Annotated in this window: 16 protein-coding genes; 8 read left to right on the forward strand and 8 right to left on the reverse strand. The window is 48.5% G+C overall.

What is annotated here, in order from left to right; translation table 11 throughout:
- Positions 1-2: 2 nt before the first annotated feature.
- Positions 3-887: a LysR family transcriptional regulator gene (locus DUW71_RS03015; RefSeq protein ID WP_119393755.1), complete on the reverse strand. Its 885-nt coding sequence runs from the start codon at positions 885-887 to the stop codon at positions 3-5.
- A gap of 177 nt (positions 888-1,064) precedes the next feature.
- Here DUW71_RS03015 and DUW71_RS03020 point away from each other — a divergent pair, with 177 nt between their 5' ends.
- The 4 genes from DUW71_RS03020 (at position 1,065) to DUW71_RS03035 (ending at position 6,956) form a co-directional block, all read left to right on the forward strand.
- Positions 1,065-2,303: a hypothetical protein gene (locus DUW71_RS03020; protein WP_119393756.1), complete on the forward strand. Its 1,239-nt coding sequence runs from the start codon at positions 1,065-1,067 to the stop codon at positions 2,301-2,303.
- Positions 2,304-2,467: 164 nt separating this feature from the next.
- Positions 2,468-4,936 carry an efflux RND transporter permease subunit gene (locus DUW71_RS03025; protein ID WP_119393757.1) on the forward strand — a complete coding sequence of 823 codons (2,469 nt, stop codon included), beginning with the start codon at positions 2,468-2,470 and terminating at the stop codon, positions 4,934-4,936.
- Entirely contained in the window at positions 4,933-5,796 is an 864-nt protein-coding gene (locus DUW71_RS03030; RefSeq protein ID WP_119393758.1) for an outer membrane lipoprotein-sorting protein, read from the forward strand. Before DUW71_RS03025 ends, DUW71_RS03030 begins: the two co-directional genes overlap by 4 nt.
- The gene (locus DUW71_RS03035) at positions 5,793-6,956 is read left to right on the forward strand and encodes a DUF1302 family protein (RefSeq protein WP_119393759.1); all 1,164 of its coding nucleotides are present in this window, start codon (positions 5,793-5,795) and stop codon (positions 6,954-6,956) included. Before DUW71_RS03030 ends, DUW71_RS03035 begins: the two co-directional genes overlap by 4 nt.
- Before the next feature lie 22 nt (positions 6,957-6,978).
- Here the strand turns inward: DUW71_RS03035 and DUW71_RS03040 are convergent, their stop codons facing one another.
- Positions 6,979-7,323: a hypothetical protein gene (locus tag DUW71_RS03040; protein WP_119393760.1), complete on the reverse strand. Its 345-nt coding sequence runs from the start codon at positions 7,321-7,323 to the stop codon at positions 6,979-6,981.
- Between the two features lie 151 nt (positions 7,324-7,474).
- On the opposite strand from DUW71_RS03040, the gene DUW71_RS03045 reads away from it, so the two are divergent.
- The 3 genes from DUW71_RS03045 (at position 7,475) to DUW71_RS03055 (ending at position 10,311) form a co-directional block, all read left to right on the forward strand.
- The gene (locus DUW71_RS03045; protein ID WP_119393761.1) at positions 7,475-8,287 is read left to right on the forward strand and encodes a mechanosensitive ion channel family protein; all 813 of its coding nucleotides are present in this window, start codon (positions 7,475-7,477) and stop codon (positions 8,285-8,287) included.
- 70 nt (positions 8,288-8,357) lie between these two features.
- Positions 8,358-9,569, forward strand: a complete 1,212-nt coding sequence (locus DUW71_RS03050; RefSeq protein ID WP_119393762.1) for a DNA recombination protein RmuC — start codon at positions 8,358-8,360, stop codon at positions 9,567-9,569.
- A gap of 514 nt (positions 9,570-10,083) precedes the next feature.
- A complete protein-coding gene (locus DUW71_RS03055; RefSeq protein ID WP_119393763.1) occupies positions 10,084-10,311 on the forward strand; it encodes a hypothetical protein in 228 nt (75 codons plus the stop codon).
- A gap of 26 nt (positions 10,312-10,337) precedes the next feature.
- Here the strand turns inward: DUW71_RS03055 and DUW71_RS03060 are convergent, their stop codons facing one another.
- Genes DUW71_RS03060 through DUW71_RS03075 form a run of 4 tightly spaced genes read right to left on the reverse strand, consistent with a single transcriptional unit; the run spans position 10,338 to position 14,415 of the window.
- Positions 10,338-10,958 (reverse strand): CDP-alcohol phosphatidyltransferase family protein, encoded by a 621-nt coding sequence (locus tag DUW71_RS03060; RefSeq protein WP_119393764.1) that lies wholly within the window; start codon positions 10,956-10,958, stop codon positions 10,338-10,340.
- Positions 10,951-11,598 (reverse strand): ATP-binding cassette domain-containing protein, encoded by a 648-nt coding sequence (locus DUW71_RS03065; protein ID WP_119393765.1) that lies wholly within the window; start codon positions 11,596-11,598, stop codon positions 10,951-10,953. Before DUW71_RS03065 ends, DUW71_RS03060 begins: the two co-directional genes overlap by 8 nt.
- Positions 11,591-13,192 carry an ABC transporter permease gene (locus DUW71_RS03070; RefSeq protein WP_158583845.1) on the reverse strand — a complete coding sequence of 534 codons (1,602 nt, stop codon included), beginning with the start codon at positions 13,190-13,192 and terminating at the stop codon, positions 11,591-11,593. The genes DUW71_RS03065 and DUW71_RS03070 overlap by 8 nt, the downstream gene beginning before the upstream one ends.
- Before the next feature lie 44 nt (positions 13,193-13,236).
- Complete coding sequence (locus tag DUW71_RS03075; protein ID WP_119393767.1) at positions 13,237-14,415, reverse strand: ABC transporter substrate-binding protein; 1,179 nt, start codon at positions 14,413-14,415, stop codon at positions 13,237-13,239.
- A gap of 119 nt (positions 14,416-14,534) precedes the next feature.
- Here DUW71_RS03075 and DUW71_RS03080 point away from each other — a divergent pair, with 119 nt between their 5' ends.
- Positions 14,535-15,131 (forward strand): FMN-dependent NADH-azoreductase, encoded by a 597-nt coding sequence (locus DUW71_RS03080; protein WP_119393768.1) that lies wholly within the window; start codon positions 14,535-14,537, stop codon positions 15,129-15,131.
- Positions 15,132-15,134: 3 nt separating this feature from the next.
- On the opposite strand, the gene DUW71_RS03085 is transcribed toward DUW71_RS03080, so the two are convergent.
- Positions 15,135-17,000 carry a monovalent cation:proton antiporter-2 (CPA2) family protein gene (locus DUW71_RS03085; RefSeq protein WP_119393769.1) on the reverse strand — a complete coding sequence of 622 codons (1,866 nt, stop codon included), beginning with the start codon at positions 16,998-17,000 and terminating at the stop codon, positions 15,135-15,137.
- Entirely contained in the window at positions 16,990-17,589 is a 600-nt protein-coding gene (locus tag DUW71_RS03090; RefSeq protein WP_119393770.1) for an NAD(P)H-dependent oxidoreductase, read from the reverse strand. Before DUW71_RS03090 ends, DUW71_RS03085 begins: the two co-directional genes overlap by 11 nt.
- Positions 17,590-17,626: the final 37 nt, after the last annotated feature.

Consider the following 17,626-nt stretch of genomic DNA (forward strand, 5'->3'; position numbering starts at 1 on the left):
GGTTACACCTGAGCCGAGAGATTACTGATTGATTGTTGAAAGTGCTCAATAAAAAGCCTTACACGGCGCGGAACTTGCCGGCCTTGATAACATACCGACAACGTCTGCGCCTGCAGCGCATCGCGGGTAATTACACGATTTAGTCGCCCTTTTACTACCCATGGGTGTGCTAAATAAACTGGCATGCGCACAACACCTGCTCCCTGAAGAGCAACCTGGAGTGCAAGTTCAGGGCTATTAACCGCTACCACAGGTCGAATCGGCACCAATTTAGGCCCCTCTTCTCCTCTAAAGGGCCAATAGGTTTCTTGACCACTTGCGATACACGGCATATTTATCAGATCAGCACAGGTAATATTATGCCGATCAGGCATGCTAACACTATGAAACAAGCCCATTGGCACGCTCATCAGTGGTTTGGCGACCCAATCTGAATCTGGCAACGGTAGCGCATGTAAAACGAACACCACATCAAAGCCTGCCGATTTATCTAAATCATGGCTAGCGGAGTGCGTACAACAGAGTTGGACCTTTGGATATTTTTTGACGAACTGCGCAATAATTTGCCCAACCTCATCACTAAAGAAGTCGAGTGGCAGCTGCACTCGCAACGGCCCTTGGGGTGCTGAATGCCAATCAATTAGCTCTTCATCCAAGCCTTGTAGTTCAGCAACAAGAGGCTGAGCTCGTTGCAGCAGTCGCTCACCCGATTCAGTTAAAGATTGCTTGCGAGTCGTTCGATTTAACAACTGCAACCCCAAATCCTCCTCAAGCGCTGCAATGCGGCGACTGACCGTAGATTTTGGAACGCCGAGAGAATCTGCGGCGGCGGTCATGGAACCAGTTTCCACAACGGCTAAAAATACTTTTAAATCATCTAATTGCATTGAACGTTCCAAATTTTGCGGCAATCATTTTCAAACACGTATTAATATACAGATAAAATTATAGATACGTTAGTTCACAAAATAACAACCTAACACTGTTCTATTTTCGATTAACCATTGCCAATTTGTGTAATCTCGTTATCTTGTGTGCGTCATCCACGGAGGTAGAGTGTACACATGAAGCGTTGGCTATTGGTATTTCTTGCATGCCTGAGCGCAGTTGCAATCGCCTCGGCGAACACAGCCGAGTCAGGGAGCTGGAAAAACACCGACAGTGGTACGGTGCTGCATTTATTGTCTAGCGGCCAGTTACTCATCACAAATGATCAAGAACAAGAGAAGCCTTACTATGGCCAAACCTGGCGCAATAGCGCGGGTGGCTTGGAAGTGACTTATCTTACGCGTGACAATCGCTCAACGACGCAATCGCTCAGCGTAGAAAGCAGCGATGGCGTTATGGTGATTGGTGGCAATACACCTCTTAGTGGCAGATATGAACGCAGCTCTGTAGGTGGCACCCTTATCCACGTGAGCATGGGTAGGTACCGAGGCCCAGAAGACGCGCAATTTGCCACAATCATGCAATACAACGTGTCGAATGAAATTGTATCTATCGATCATTTCGATATTCGCAACATCAATTTGCCACAGTCATTTAGCGTACTGCGTCCAACTGAAAGTGTTCGAGCAACGGTGTTCTTGTCGAACTCCCAAGGTGCATTTGCGTATTCATTGGGTTCAACCAATAGCAACACACTACGTCTACTGGCTTGGTCGCCAACAGAAGCAACAGAGCTAGAGACACTTTATTACGGTGATGTAATCGAGCCTGATGGCACTCGTTCGCAAGTACGCTTACACCTTTATGATAACGGACAATTTAGCCGCTTTACTCGGGTACCAAATACCGAGGAAGAAAGTGCTGATGAGGGCAACTATCAACGCGATGGCGCAACCATCAACTTGTTTAGCTTTGCCAAACCACCAACAACGTTGCGTCAAGTTGGCCGCGAGTTGTTAACAGTACAAGCTGCCGACGGCAACTTTTACATGGGCCAATACGCCAACAAGTTGAACGCATTCCCATTGGATGGCCCTCTGGCTCGCTTTGATGGTATTTTCTTCCCTCGCCCAGGCGAGAACGGCCAACAAGGCCAGTTGAACTTAATTAGCTGTTCTAATGGGCAACTCTATACGCTAGTGCCAAACCGAACCGTGCAACGCATGATTGGTCAGTTCCAAGCCGATCCGTCACGTGGATTTATCCAGGTGCCAATTCGTGCCCACCGCGTGCCGCGCGACAACGGCACAGACGACCGCTTTTGGGTAACTGACTGGTACCAAGACCAAGCACCAAGCGAATGCGGTCGCGGCATGCAAACGTTTGGCCGAATGATGGCTGAGCAAGGCCGTTAGTATTTATCTATCGTCTCTTCGAAAAAGCGGCCCTTGGGTCGCTTTTTTTTTCACCTTTTATTCATGACATTAATCACTACCTAACTTTTGCTTAGCCACCTACATTGAAGTGAACAAATCGAAAGGTTTAACCTACTTCTATTAAGCGGCACAGGTAGTGCACCATGAATCAGCTATTTATCGCAATTAACCAGTTCTTCCACTTATTGCCCGATCGCATGATCAAAGCACGCTGGTGGGTATTAAGCATCACGATGTTAGGCACTGTACTCATGCTAGTTGGCATAGGTACGCGCTTTAACTTTGATCAAAGCTTTGAAGGCATGCTAGATGAAGGCGACCCTGCCCAGGCGGCCTTGGATGAGTTTCGCAGCCAATTTGGCTCGGATGACAGCGTTTTCATCGTTTATCGACCGGCTGATGGTGATGTATTTTCGCCCGCATCGCTCGCCACGCTGCGCCAGCTGACCAACAAAATTGAACAAGCCATTGCGGCGAAGGAGCTACCACGAGCGGTTGATATTGACTCGTTAACCACCATCAAGGCGCAAGTGGACCAAGACGGCTCATTAATCGCCCAAGATTTGGTACCTGAGTCAATTCCGGCAGACACCAGCAGTATTCGCGAGCTCGCCAATCAACAACCAGGCTTAGAGCTGGCCTACTTTTCCTCGGATTACCAATATGGTGGTTTTACCATCAAAACTGATTTTGGTGTCATTCCCATTGCGCAAGAAGGTGCAGCGATTTCAGATGATGTTTTTGCTGACTTCTCACTTGCCGTAGATACCAGCGCCGAGGTGCGAACCGTTGAATTTGAGGACGTCGACTTTCTCAGTTATCTCGACATTATGGCGGCTTTAGATGACATCTTGGAAAGCCCTGAGTACGACAGCTTTGAGTTCTATAAATCTGGCACACCAGCGCTGACAGCTGATTCCTTTGCCGTAATGAATCAAGCAATGATGCTTGTGGGCCTAATGCTAATCTTAGTAATTGCTTTGTTGTGGTGGTTGCTGCGCACTGCTTCAGCCGTTGTTTGGCCAATACTAGCGATTATTTTAAGTAGCATTTGGGCCATTGGTATCGCCAGCTGGGCTGGCATGACGATGACCACCATGATCACGCTTGCCATCATGCTCATTCTGGCTGTTGGCATTGCCGATTGTGTACATGTTATGAGCGCCTATCTGTTCTACAGACGTGAGGGCGAGCCGCACGATAAAGCAATGAGTCATGCTTGGGGAAAAACCGGCTTAGCCATTGTCTTAACGACATTGACGACAGCCGCCGGCATGTTAGCGCTATCGCTATCTGGATTAAGCCTATTTGTTGAGTTCGGTTTATTGGGTGCTATGGGTGTAACGCTTGCACTTGTTTTCACCGCATTTGTCCTACCTGTGCTGATGCATTGGTGGCACCCTGCCAAATCAGTAAAAAAAGCTGAGCACGGTAAAATCCAAGCCGTTTTAGATAACATTCCAAACGCTACCAAAAAACGCCCTTGGTTGTGGGTAGCAGGTTTTGCCGCGCTATTTATTGCCAGCCTATTAGGTGCTAATCACATTAAGATTGACTCCAATATGATGGCGTTATTCCGCGATGGCACCCCAATCAAAGAAACCTATCGTGTGATCGACGAGAACATGATGGGCACCTCTAACATGATTGTTATGGTTGATACCGTTGCGACCGAAGGGCTGAAAGACCCAGTTGTACTCAATGCCATGTGGCAACTGCAAAAAGCACTGGAGGCAAATTACCCTGAGTACATTCTGCGCACCTATTCGCTGGCCGATATTGTTCGCTACAACCACAACTTGCTAACTGGTGCTGGTGAATCGATACCAGCAGATGCTCGAGTGACCAGCCAGTTGTTATATTTGTTTGACTCATCCGACCCCGACAGCCGCCGCCAACTCGTTTCTGACGACTACAGCCGCAGTCATATCTCTGTTTCTATGCGCAACGCCGGCTCATCGGAATATGCTGCCATTAACGATGAAATCAATGCACTGATAGCGCAGTCTTTTGCGCCTGTATATGAAGCCTATCCAGACACAAGAGTTCAGATGACTGGCACCTTTGCGATGATGATGAACTTCACCCAGCAGCTATCGGACGTGCAGTTCCGGGGCATAACGATCGCCCTATTACTTATTACGGCCGTGATGATTGTTTCTATGGGTTCCATTCAAGCAGGCCTGATAGGCATTATTCCCAACCTGATACCGGCATTGTCGATATTTGGCGTGGCAGGCTGGTTTGGCATTGCAATGGATGGCGACACACTAATGATTGTGCCCATTATCATCGGCATTGCTGTCGACGATACCATTCACTTTATCACCCACTACCGCAACCTACTGCTAAAAGGGGAGGAGGAAGAAGTCGCACTGCGCCACACAATAAAAGAGGTCGGCCAAGCAGTGACATTTACCACTATTATCCTTGGCATTAGCTTTGCCGTTCTACTCGGTTCAGCCTATCTCGGGCTAGCCAAGGTAGGTGGTTTTGCCGCCATGGCCTTGTTTGTTGCGCTCGCCAACGACCTGTACCTAATTCCCGCCCTGATTCGCATATTTAAACCACGCTTTGGCGTGAAAAAGCCAAACGGAGTAACTGCATCATGAAAAAATTAATACTATTGAGCACCTTGCTAGCTGGCACCGCTAGCGCGATGACCGCCACGGAAATCATGAAAAAAGTTGATGACCAGTCGGCGCAAACGATGGAATCATCGTTTGTGCAAATGACCCTCACCAGCTGCAAGTTTGGTTTAAGTAATGGCAGTGTGCGCTGCGTAGAACAGCCACGCATTAAAACCCTAGAAACCGTTGGCATGGATCTTGGCGATTCGACGAGGTCATTAATGATTGTGCGCCAGCCTGCCTCGGAGCAAGGCATTGGCATGCTGAGTTATAACTATGACGACACCAGTAAAACAGATGAAACCTGGTTGTATCTGTCGGCACTCGACAAAGTTAAGCGCATTGCAACGGGGTCTGGTAGCGACGATGAGCCTGCTAGCATTTTTGGCAGCGAATTCACCACCGAAGACCAAGAAACCGGCAATATTGATGAGTACAACTACCGCATTGTTGAAGAAACCAACTTCCAAGGCCGTGCGGCATGGGTGATTGAATCGATTGCCAAACCCGAGTTTGCTGCCAGCAGCAACTATGACAAAGAACTGCTTTGGATCGACAAAGAACGCTTTATTGTGATGAAAGGCTCGGCATTTCGTGATGACAATGAAGTGAAGCGCTTTCAAATGGCGAGCATTGAACAGGTAGATGGTGTTTGGATGGCGCGCTCGATCACTGTGCTGAACCTAGTGGCCAACCGCTTATCCAATATGAAGCTAGATGCTATTGCCCCCGGCATTGATGCCGATGCTCAGTTCTTAACTCAGCGCGCATTAACCGATAGAGCCTTTCGCGAGGCGGGCTTAGATGCATTGCGCCAACAAGCGGAAGGAATTTCTCAATGAAGCGGTCCACACTGGTAACCTTGGCATTGTGCGCCAGTTTTGGTGCGCACGCCTTGGATGATTTTGAGTTCAGCACTGAGGAAGCCTTCGCCGACTTCGATATCGCGCCCGCTGCAAGTGACAGCTTTGATAGTGCCATCTACACGCTTGGTTATCGATTTGCTGGCACCAATTTGCCTAGCAACGAGTTCTCGACATTAGCCAACCAAGCTTATCTCGCTTTTGAGCAAGCGCGCGCTGTTGGCGATAACGGTTATTTCACGATAAATGGCGAAGCCAGTTTAGCCTTTGGTGATAGCCGCCAAGACAACACGCTATTTAGTGCTAATACCCAACTAAGTGAGCTGCATTATGAGCATTCGCTGGGCATTGTAAAAACTCGCATAGGGCTGCAAAACATTGCTTGGGGCGAAGTATCAGGCACGCCCGTGCTCGATATTGCTAGCCCTAACAATGCCGCCAACTACAGCACTAACTTAGCGGCAAGCCGAGTCAGTCAATGGATGCTATCGGCCAATAGCTATTTTACCGAGCAGTTTGAATTGCAGGGCTTTATCAACCTAAAACCTGAATACAATGCCCTGCCCGGCGACCCCTTTGCCCAGGCAGAAAAAATTACTGAACAAGAGTTTGGGGTGCGAGCAACCTACCGTTTAGTCGGTGCCGATATTTCGCTGTATGTTGGCAAGTTCTTCCCTAACCAACCAAGCATGGCCATCGTCAATGGCCAACCAGCAATGTTAAGCCCTGAAGCACAATGGCTTGCTGGCAGCAGTGCAAGCATGGCGTTAGGCAGCGTACTATTGGCAGCCGATAGCACCAGTACTTTTGTTGAAGGTACTAACAGCCAAAACGATGTTGCCATCAGTGTGGAGTATGCAACGAGCTTTATTGGTTCAATTACCGCTGCGACGCACTTAACTATGCAGGACAAGGTTGACCATGCACTGCAATCAAGTGTTCGTTGGAGTAAATCATTTGTTAACGAAACATTCACCCTCTCTAGCGCACTCACCGCTAGCGACACCGAACTGCAAACCGCATTTGCGGGCGTGCAACATAAGTGGCAAGACAGTGCTAATTGGCAACTAGGGGTAGGCGGCAACTTCGCTGATGAGGTTCAGCCATTTGGCTTTTTGGTATTCGAGCAGCAGTTCTAGCCAGTCAGCTTAAAGGGAACCTCTATAAGCAGCGCCAGGACAACTCTGCGCGCTGCAACGCCGTGTGCATAATCAAGCGGTCAATATGCTCTGGCAAGTCGTGAAAGCCTATGCTCTGCAATAGCTGAATATCTGACAAATAAGGTAACCAAGCACTGCGTTGCTGGAACGCCTTAACTGCTTGATGGCGAAAGCGCAGCAATTGGCTTAGTGTGAGTTGTTGCCTCGCCACAAGTTGATAGGTTGCGATTGGTGATGGGCCGAGCAGCCTCTCCTCCCAGCGCCGACACATCATCTTATCCGCTACAACCTGCAACTCACTGGTTAGCAAATAATCAAATGATGTTTCAAATACATGTGACGACATAACAAACCTGCTTTCAACTCAAAACATAGCATTGCTTATGCTGATTTATATCGGCCTCTAGCAAATAGGCTTGAGGTTCAAAAGTCGCAAAAGCTTCACGACTAAATCACAAAACTGATTTACACTGCGCGCATCCACAGAAGGAGGCAATATGTTGGAAAATATCGACTATCAGGCAATTATCAATGACATTCTACTCCCTTGGGGTAGCAAAATACTGATGGCGCTAGTGATCTTTTTTATTGGTCGCTTAGTTGCCAAAGGCATTGTTCGAGTCACCGAAAAGGTACTTGGACGCTCAAAATTAGACACCATGATCATTGGCTTTATCACCAGCATTCTCAGTGCAGTACTCATACTGATTGTGATCATAGCTGCCCTTGAGCCATTAGGTGTTGATACCACGTCACTGGTTGCACTCATTGGTGCGGCAGGTTTAGCCATAGGCTTAGCGCTGCAAGACTCACTAAAGAACTTTGCTGCTGGTTTTATGCTGATTTTGTTCCGTCCATTTAAAGAAGGTGACTTCATTGAGGCAGGCGGTGCGACAGGGGTTGCTGAGAAAGTTTCGATTCTTACCACCATTATGCGCACAGTCGACAACCGCGAAATCATAGTGCCAAATGGCAATATCTTCGGTAACAACATCACTAACTTCAGTGCGCGTGATACTCGCCGCGTTGACATGGTGTTTGGCATTGGCTACGACGCTGACTTAAAACTAGCCAAACAGCTATTGTGCGAAATGTTAGAAAATGACGAACGAGTGCTGAAAGATCCTGCTTATGTTGTTGCGGTATCTGAACTAGCAGACTCGTCAGTCAACTTTGTCGTGCGCCCATGGGTGAAATCGAGCGACTACTGGCCGTTTTTCTTTGATATGCAAGAGCAAGTAAAACTTCGCTTCGACGAAGCGGGTGTGTCGATCCCATTCCCACAAATGGATGTTCACATTCAGCAGTAAGCGTTGCTTTTTTTGCTGCCTTTGGTGACTCTGTGCAATACTGTATGTGCAATCACCATTGGCAGTTTCCATGACAGAAGAACATATGATCATCGCAGTGCTCGGCGCTGCGCTCATTGCAGCCGTTATCGTCATTGTTTGGCAATGGCAGAAAGCACGCACGGATAGCCGACACCTATGGCAGCGACTTGAGCAATATGCCCATCAAAATGGCGCCCTCAAACACCAAATTCAACTAACCGAGCAACACCATCAAGAGAAGCTTGCCCTAGTTGAGCAAAGCAAAAATAAGCTCGCCGAACAGTTAGAAAAACTCGCCCAGCAGCAACAACAGCAAGCCGATCGACAGCTACAGTTCACCCTATCGCCACTGCAAGAGCAATTGGTTCAATTTCGCCAGCGTGTCGACCTGTTGGACAAACAGAACACCCAAGAACGAGCCTCGCTCGTGGGACATATTCGCCAACTCCATGGCCTAAACCAGCAACTTAGCAAAGATGCGCAACTACTGGCCAGCGCCCTACTCGGCAGTCAAAAGCAGCAAGGTGACTGGGGCGAACTAGTGCTTGCACGGATATTTGAAGCAAGCGGGTTAACGCCTGAGCGCGAATACAGCTTGCAAGCCAGTTTTAAGCAAGATGGCAGGCACCTCCGCCCAGATGCCGTAATTTATCTGCCGCAAGGGAAGCAACTCATTGTTGATGCAAAAGTGTCGCTTGCTGCCTGGCATAGGTTTCAATCATCACAAGCCGAGACGGATAGCAAAGCTTTAGTGCAAGCAGTTCGACAACACATAGATGATTTAGCGAAGAAGGACTATAGCCAGATTGAATCGATTAACGCGCCCGATTATGTATTATTATTTTTCGCCATCGAGCCCGCTTTGCACCATGCGCTCAGCCAAGACCCTACCCTCTTTGATTACGCCGCTAGTAAACGAGTGCTGTTAACCAGTGCTAGCAGCTTAATGGTTAACTTAAAAACCGCTGCAGCGTTGTGGCAACTGAGCAAACAAAACGACAACGCCCAGCACATTGTGCAACGTGCTAACAAACTCTATGACAAACTAAGAAACTTTGTTGAGCACTTACAACGTGTAGGCCAACAGCTAGACAATGCACAATCGGGCTACCAACAAGCCATGCGAACGCTAACAACTGGCCCTGGAAATGTACTGCAGCAAAGTGAGGATCTACTAAAAATGGGGGTGCGTCCCAAAAAAATGATTGATCACAAAGAAGTTGCTAAGAGCGTGCGAAATTGCGACACAATTCATGAATAAAAACTAATCAATCAGATACAATTTTTTACGAAAAGTCAGCCTAGGGTGGCCAACAAGGTTTCGCAAGTGATCGCGAAATGCTGTCGATTTACCCTTCAGTTCTAATGATTGCTTTTCCCCATTTCAGTGCACGCCCAACTAGGCGTGCATTTTTTTGCCTATCTCAGTGGGTAAAAAGTACCATCCTAATGGTTAGCATTAAGAATATATTTCTTAGTTTTCAATATTTTCTTAACTTTTTTCTTGCAATCAATTGATCACTCCCTATACTGCCCCTCGTGCATAAGGTTATGCACATATTTCAACCGATAAGGAATACCTATCTATGAAACGCAATTTCTTCCATCAAATGCCCGCTACGTGCTACCGCGCGAATAACGGCATTGCAATTGCGTTTCGGTTGATCTGATACCCTTAAATCAAACCGTGCGCACTGTACGGTTTGATACAAAATATCTCTATTTCTTATATCTTTCCTAGTGTGCACGGTCTCTTAATTATTTGGAGACTTATTATGTTGGCACGTTTAACTATTACAACTTCTCGTTTTAGCACGCAACTGCGTACTACTTTGTCACGTGTGCAAACTCATCTTGCAGAACAACGTGAAGTGCGTCGCGAGCGTCGTTTGCTGGCTGAACTAAGAAATTCTATTCCGCCGCAACTGCATCAAGATATAGGCTTGAGCGATGTACGCCGAACTAGTGATATAGAGTCGTTATCGCAACGACTTAGGCGGTAATACAAGGGGGCGCAAGCCCCCACCCCTTAATCCTCGACGGGGAGGGAACTAAGTTGTTTATACCCGTACACAATGCGCAGTGCTGCACCCATAAAACAGATGATGGCAAACAGCACTGCCAACTGTGGAAATAGCTGAGGCCAGAGGCAAAACGCAATAAAAAAAGCAATTGTCTCTGTCCCTTCAGCTAACCCACCCAAATAATGAATACCCTTATTAGGGTAAACAACAGAACTAATATTCTGCCGTTCGGCAATAATGGCAAAAGCAAGAAAGCTGATGCCAGTACCAACAAACGACAACATCAAAAGTGCCCCAGCAATCTGGTTATCTGGCGATGCCAAAATAAAACCAAATATCACCGCTTGATAAAAGATGAAGTCGAGTGTGATATCTAAAAAGGCGCCTGCATCCGTCGCGCCAAATAGTCTTGCTAGTTCACCATCTACGCCATCGGCAACTCGATTAAATAGTATGGCAATCAGTGCCAGTTCATACCATTGCCAGGCTAACAAGGGCACGGCAAGCATACCCACCACGAACCCAACCACGGTTACCTGGTTGGCATTTACGCCACGCTTAGCAAGCTTATTCGCTAACCAGTGAGCCGGCCGTTTGATCAGTGGCAACATATAACGATCAAGCATGGTGCCAATCTCCTTTGTCTAATTGCCAACAACGTAATCCCGCTACATCTTGCGGGTCATGACTTACCAGCAACGCCGGTAATGAGCGCTCGGCCAGAACCGAGAAACACCAATGGCGAAAGTCTCTCCGTAACTGCTGATCTAGCTTCGAGAATGGCTCATCGAGTAACACAGCCTTTGGTTGTGCCATTAACATTCTAAGTACCGCAACGCGCTGGCGTTGCCCGCCCGACAACTGGCTAGGCAAGTGCTTCTCTAGGCCCAACAATCCAGCTTCAGACAAATACTGAGTAATCTGAGCTTGGCCATCTTGGCGATTCATCGACTTGGGCTGAGCAAACTTGAGGTTTTGCCACACTGTCATGTGCGGGAACAACCAATCATCTTGGGCAACTAACCCTATACCCCGATGCTCGGTATTTAGTTTGCCTATATCTACGCCATCCAATAACACACTGCCTTCGCCGGTGATATCTGCCGGGAGCATACCAAGAATATGATTCAGCAAGGTCGATTTCCCCACGCCAGAGGGACCCATGACCGCAACCACTTCGCTAGCAGCAACAGTTAGTGATACGGCAGAAAACAACGCTTGCTCGCCAATTCGAGTGGTCACATTTTGTAATTCAAGGCTATGCACGTTGCCACCTACTTCGCCAATGGCTTACCCAAGCCATTACTAAAAAAACTAAAAACGGCAACAGCCATTGCAGCAGGGCAAACACCGCAATTAAACGTCGATCACCGCCGCCAGCTGCCGATACGGTTAGTGTGGTAATGGTTTCTATGCGCCCAGCCGATGCATACAAGGTGGCAAGATACTGCGCCACGGATACCGAAAACCCAACGGCAAAAACGCTAGCAAATGCTGGCGCTAATAGCGGCCACTTTACCCGCCATAGCGCGCGCCAACGCGATTTAGATAACAGCAATGCATGCTGCTCATATTGCAGATTGAGTGACAAATAAGCTCGTTCAAGCAGCAAATAGCTATAGGGCAATACAAACAACAAGTGCAAGGTAATGGCAGCACCATAGCCATAGCCAATACCAATCCTTGCTAGCATGCCAGGTACAAAAAATAAAAACCCAACTTGTGGAAGGATAAGGGGAACAAACAGCAATGGTCGTTGCCAACGCTTTAGTTGCCCGACCCCTTCTAGCAGCCCAATCACCAGCACTAGGGCTAGGGTAGCACTGGCAACCCCCACCACTAGCGTGTCAACCAGCGCCGGCCACCAGTCGCTGCTTGTGCGCAGCCAGCTGCGCAGTTGCCACTGCTCTGGCCATAAATCTGGAAAGCGCCAGCGCCGAGCAAATGCCCAGAACAGCAACCAAGCAGCCCCTAATAACCAGGCTGTTAATAGTAGGATACTGCTTAACTTGGCTAACCAAGCAAAACCAAACGTTTGGCGTGGCCATTGTCTTGTCATACAGATAGCAATGATCAACTTTTCGATGCCCCACCATAACGCACAGGCGAGCATGATCATTAGCGTCAGCCAGATGCCTCCTGCTGCGGCGACCAGGCGCATGGTTAAATCTGGATCAACAAACCATTGATGCACCATAACGGCCAGTGTTGGTGGCAAACTTGGCCCGGTGATTAACGCAACATCAACGACCCCCAGGTTGTAGGCCAACACCACCATTATTGGCCAGCGCAGCACAGGTAGTAGCTGTGGCACAACAACCGGCCAGAATGCTTGCGGTTCACCATACCCTAGCAGCCTAGCCTGGCGCAGCAGCGGTGCTAAGTTCAGTGTACGAAACGCCGCGAGTGCCATCAGCAACAAAAAGGGTACTTCTCGCAGAGCTAGGGTAAGGGCTAACGACAAACCATATGGGTCTTGTGTTAGCGCTATTTGTGGCGGCAGCTGCTCGCCCGACCCAAGCGCCCATATGCGTGCAGGCCACCCCGTTGCGGCCAGTAAAGCAAATAAACCAAGGGCATAGGCGGCATGCGGTACCGCTAACATGGCCGATAGCCAGCGTGATAACAGGGCAAACCTTTGCTGGGCAAAACCATATTGCAGCAACAACGCCGCGATAAATAAGCTTGCCAAGGTTGCAAGCCAGCCAGACCACCAAGTTAGACCGCTTGCCGCCCAAAAACTTGGTTGGATGAATAGCTGCTGCCAGATATGCCATCCAAGTTGCTGCTGATTCAGCACCGGCAACCAGCCAAATGCTGGCAATAGCGTTAACACAACCCCGGAGATAATAGGCAGCAAAAACGCTGCCCAAAAGAGGCTAGAAAATAGCCGTGCAGGCACGTTCATCGCACTAGATAGCGCTCAGCCCATTGGCTCTCTAGTACTTCTACCCAGCTTGCATGGGGCTCAAGCAAGGTTGCGCTCAACTCTTCTGATGTCAGCGCTGCTGGGCCTACTTCAATATTGTTGAACGCTTGCTTAGTCGCGGCATCCAAGTCAGCAACATTTAGCACAGTTGGGTCCCCCCAATATTGTGTATCGGCTTTGCGCGCTTGGGCTTGTGGTGAAATCAAGAAGTTGGCAACCACTTGCGCGCCAGCCTCACTCTGAGCGTTAAAAGGAATCGCGACAAAGTGCGTATTGCCTATGGTACCGCCTTGGTGAATGTAGCTGCGTACCGACTCGGGCAGTTCGCCATTGTTCACCGCTGTTTGTGCATCGTTTGGGTTGAAGCTTAACGATAACAACAGTTCACCGTCATTAAGCATTTGCTTCATTTGTGGCGCATTAGCAGGAAACGCTTCGCCACCTCGCCACAAGTGTGGATGTAGCGCATCTAGGTACTGCCAAACTGGCGCCAAAACTTGTTCGGTGTCTACTTGCGAAGCCGGCTGTTGCAAAACACTGGTATCGGCTAAGGTCTCGTAGGCAACTTGCTTCAGAAAGGTGGTGCCATAAAAGTTTGGCGGTTGTGGATAGCTCACACGTCCAGGGTTTGCTTCGGCAAAGGCTAACAACTGCGCCATTGATGTTGGCGGTTCACTAACGAACTCTGAATCATATTGAAATACCAACTGCGCCATACCCCAAGGCAGCTCGTATCCGTCGGTTGGTACCGAAAAATCAATGGTCAACGTGGCTTTGTTCTGCAAATCGAGCAAGCTATAGTGCGGTACCTCTTCCGCCCATGGTCCATGCAACAGGTCGTTGGCTTTTGCATTGGCGAAGTTTTCGCCATTTATCCACATCAGATCAATGCTGCCTTGTGCACCGGTGGCCTTTTCACTTAACAAACGGCTGATGCTATCGGCAATATCACCAACTTTCACATGCACCAATTCAATGTCATACTGTGCTTCAACCTGCTCACCGACCCAATCAATGTATTCATTGATCAATGGTGAACCGCCCCAAGCATTAAAATAGACGGTTTGCCCTTTCGCCGCGTCTAATGTTTCTTGCCATTGTGCACCTGCCAATGTTGCAGTGGCCAAACCTGCTGCAGCAATCCAATTTTTCATCTTTGATCCTTTATCAAATATTTTGAATAAGTCTTTGAAAACGCTTTGCTATCAATGGCAAGCGAGCTACTTCATATTACGCACCGTAACAGAACACTTTGGAATACGGGAAAACATCTATGAAAGTTTTATTTCTAAGCAATGGTATTTTTGGTGACAACTCTCAGTCGAACCGTTTAGCGCGCAGCATTATCGAAAAGCTGTCTGCTAAACACAGTGTAGAACTGATTGAGCGTGACTTGGTAGCAAGTCAACTACCAATGCTGGATGCCACAGTTATTACTGCGCTCAACACACCTGCTGAAGAACGCTCAGCTGAACAAAACAGCATCGTTGAGTTGTCGGATACATTAATCGAAGAGCTGCGCAGTGCTGATGCGGTAGTACTATCATTGCCAATGTACAACTTTAGTATCCCTGCCCAGCTAAAAGCATGGGTTGACCTCGTAGCGCGTGCAGGTGTGACCTTCCAATACACCGAAAATGGCCCACAAGGCCTTTTAGCAGACAAACCTGTTTATGTTGCAACCGCTCGTGGTGGTTTCCACAAAGGTAACAGCACTGATGCGCAAACAAACTTTATCAACACCATTTTCCCATTCTTTGGGTTAACCAGTGTGCAGTTTGTTTATGCGGAAGGCTTGAACATCTCTGAAGAACACAAAGCAAAAGCGCTTGCCGAAGCTGATAAAGCCATCGACGAAGCGCTTGCATAATGCTTATTGGGCCGGCTCACTAGGGGCTGGCTTATTGCGAGGCTGCTCAAATGAGTGATCGGTAAAATCACCCCTATGGTCACTGTCTTCTTTGAGCGTCTTCGAAAGCATTTCACGATGCTGATGCGAGCGAGTGATATAACTTTGCTCGTCATCACGCATCGTCGCCATTTCAGCCAAAATGCCGTTGTCATAGTGCTTAAACAGCTGACCGGCCCGCCAAGCTTGATGTCCGCGCATGCCAAATTGTCGAAGTATGCCAACACTTAAATCGACCGCCGAAGAGTGCGTTTCACGAATCAGATTCTCTGGTGCGACTCCAGCTTTAATCAGGTCGTAGGCATGACCACGGTCGGTTGCCCGCACCATTATTTGCAAATGTGGAAAATGTTTTTGCACCGTTTTCACAATCGCTAGCGATCGCTCATTTTCCGATACTGTAATAACAATGGTCTTGGCTTCGTGGGCACCGGCTGAGTGCAAAATATCAGTGCGCCCGCCATCTCCATAGAACACCTTAAAACCATACTTGCGCAGCCAGCGAATCTGGCTTGGGCTGTCATCCAGTACCGTAACCGGGATGTGGTTCGCCATCAGCATACGGCCAACAATTTGACCAAAACGACCAAAACCAACGATTAATACAGGGTTGCCCTCATTGGTAGGCTCGGCGTGCTCTAGCTCGCCACTGTCAGCATCGTCATAGCGAAATCTTGGCATTAATACGCGCTCGTAGACCAGCAAAATAAGTGGTGTGAGCAGCATAGATATTGCTACCGCAGCAATAAGAATTTCTGCCAGCTGCGGGGTTACTGCCTGAGCCGTTAGGGCATACCCCAACAACACAAAGGCAAACTCACCCCCCTGTGCGAGTGCCAAGGCAAACAAGGTACGTTCGCGAAAGCTTAACTTGGCACCAATAAACCATAACAAGCCACCTTTGAGCAGCATCAAACCAAGTGCCAAACCAACAATTAATAATGGCTGCTCGATAATCAAGCCAAAGTTAATGCTCGCGCCAACGGATATAAAGAACAGCCCAAGCAACAACCCTTTGAACGGTTCAATGTCCGACTCAATCTCATGGCGATACTCGTTTTCTGCCAATACGACGCCAGCAAGGAATGCCCCGAGCGCCGGTGACAGGCCAATTTTCTGCATCAGCAGCGCCACACCCACCACAATTAATAGTGCCAATGCCGTGAAGATTTCGGGAATGCGCGCTTTGGCAATAAAGTTAAAAACTGGCGGTGTTAAGAAATGACCAAATCCGACTAGGCCAACCACCACAGCCACCACGGCTGCTGCTTGTTGCCAACCGCTAAGACCGCCATCTGGTACTGCTGAGGCAACGCCTAACAGTGGAATTAAGGCGATAAACGGTATGACGATAATGTCTTGGAATAACAATACCGAAAATGCATTCTGACCTGCTGGTTCATTTAGCCAGCCGCGCTCTTGCAACGACTGAATCACAATGGCGGTAGAAGACAATGACAACACCATGCCAATCACCAGTGCTGTTTGCCAAGACAAGCCAAATAACATGGCTATACCAATGAGTGCCAACCCTGTTGCAGCAACCTGCACGCCACCTAAGCCAAGTATGGGCCCTCGCATGTGCCATAACCGTTTGGGGTTAAGCTCCAAGCCAATCAGAAAGAGCATCATCACCACGCCAAACTCGGCGAAATGCAAAACATCCTGGTCGTTACCCACTAGACCTAATAGCCATGGACCAATGAGCACCCCCGCACCCAAGTAGCCAAGCACCGAGCCAAAACCCAGATGGCGGGCTATGGGTACCGCCACTACTGCCGCCGACAAATAAACAAAGGCGTCGGTCATTAACGAAGCTTCACCGGCCATGTACCACCTCCCACTCTGGTTCAATGCTATTAATTGAGCTATCTGGTAGCCAGCCGGTTGCTAGATCAAACAGCAGCTTGCGGTATTGCTCCGCTACATAAAGATTTTCATTCGGATAATGCGCTAGCTTGTGCGCACCATTTACAATAAAAGGGGGTAAACATCGCATTTGGCACAGTTCAACGGCATGTTTAATAGGCAGTAGATAATCTACGGTTGGCCGGCGATGACGGCCATCTGGTGCATAAGATCTTTGCCCACCACCGGTCGATACTGCCGACAACCAAAGTTTGTCTTTCAACGCTTCGCCATTTGGCCCATACGCCCAATTATACGTGAGGACGGTATCCATCCACTGTTTACCTAGCGCCGGCATGGCATACCAATACAAGGGGTGCTGAAACACAACAATGTCGTGTTGAGTCAGCAGAGATTGTTGCGCGTCGACATCAATGACACCGTCTGGATAGTCTTCAGCGATATCAACAAGGGTGACAAACTCAAGTTGGCTGGCTACCTTGGCCAGCCGGCAGTTCACTCTCGACTCATCAAGTCTAGGGTGAGCCAGTATCAATAAAATGGACTTCATAACAGGAACAGTTACCAAAATTGGTTGTATATAGAGC

The sequence above is a fragment of the Salinibius halmophilus genome, assembly GCF_003577475.1.
Lineage (GTDB): Bacteria > Pseudomonadota > Gammaproteobacteria > Pseudomonadales > Natronospirillaceae > Salinibius > Salinibius halmophilus.

Bases quoted from the DNA above. Each gene is read 5' to 3' on its own strand.
- DUW71_RS03015 (WP_119393755.1), bottom strand. From the start codon at position 887: ATGCAATTAGATGATTTAAAAGTATTTTTAGCCGTTGTGGAAACTGGT.
- DUW71_RS03020 (WP_119393756.1), top strand. From the start codon at position 1,065: ATGAAGCGTTGGCTATTGGTATTTCTTGCATGCCTGAGCGCAGTTGCA.
- DUW71_RS03025 (WP_119393757.1), top strand. From the start codon at position 2,468: ATGAATCAGCTATTTATCGCAATTAACCAGTTCTTCCACTTATTGCCC.
- DUW71_RS03030 (WP_119393758.1), top strand. From the start codon at position 4,933: ATGAAAAAATTAATACTATTGAGCACCTTGCTAGCTGGCACCGCTAGC.
- DUW71_RS03035 (WP_119393759.1), top strand. From the start codon at position 5,793: ATGAAGCGGTCCACACTGGTAACCTTGGCATTGTGCGCCAGTTTTGGT.
- DUW71_RS03040 (WP_119393760.1), bottom strand. From the start codon at position 7,323: ATGTCGTCACATGTATTTGAAACATCATTTGATTATTTGCTAACCAGT.
- DUW71_RS03045 (WP_119393761.1), top strand. From the start codon at position 7,475: ATGTTGGAAAATATCGACTATCAGGCAATTATCAATGACATTCTACTC.
- DUW71_RS03050 (WP_119393762.1), top strand. From the start codon at position 8,358: ATGACAGAAGAACATATGATCATCGCAGTGCTCGGCGCTGCGCTCATT.
- DUW71_RS03055 (WP_119393763.1), top strand. From the start codon at position 10,084: ATGTTGGCACGTTTAACTATTACAACTTCTCGTTTTAGCACGCAACTG.
- DUW71_RS03060 (WP_119393764.1), bottom strand. From the start codon at position 10,958: ATGCTTGATCGTTATATGTTGCCACTGATCAAACGGCCGGCTCACTGG.
- DUW71_RS03075 (WP_119393767.1), bottom strand. From the start codon at position 14,415: ATGAAAAATTGGATTGCTGCAGCAGGTTTGGCCACTGCAACATTGGCA.
- DUW71_RS03080 (WP_119393768.1), top strand. From the start codon at position 14,535: ATGAAAGTTTTATTTCTAAGCAATGGTATTTTTGGTGACAACTCTCAG.
- DUW71_RS03085 (WP_119393769.1), bottom strand. From the start codon at position 17,000: ATGGCCGGTGAAGCTTCGTTAATGACCGACGCCTTTGTTTATTTGTCG.
- DUW71_RS03090 (WP_119393770.1), bottom strand. From the start codon at position 17,589: ATGAAGTCCATTTTATTGATACTGGCTCACCCTAGACTTGATGAGTCG.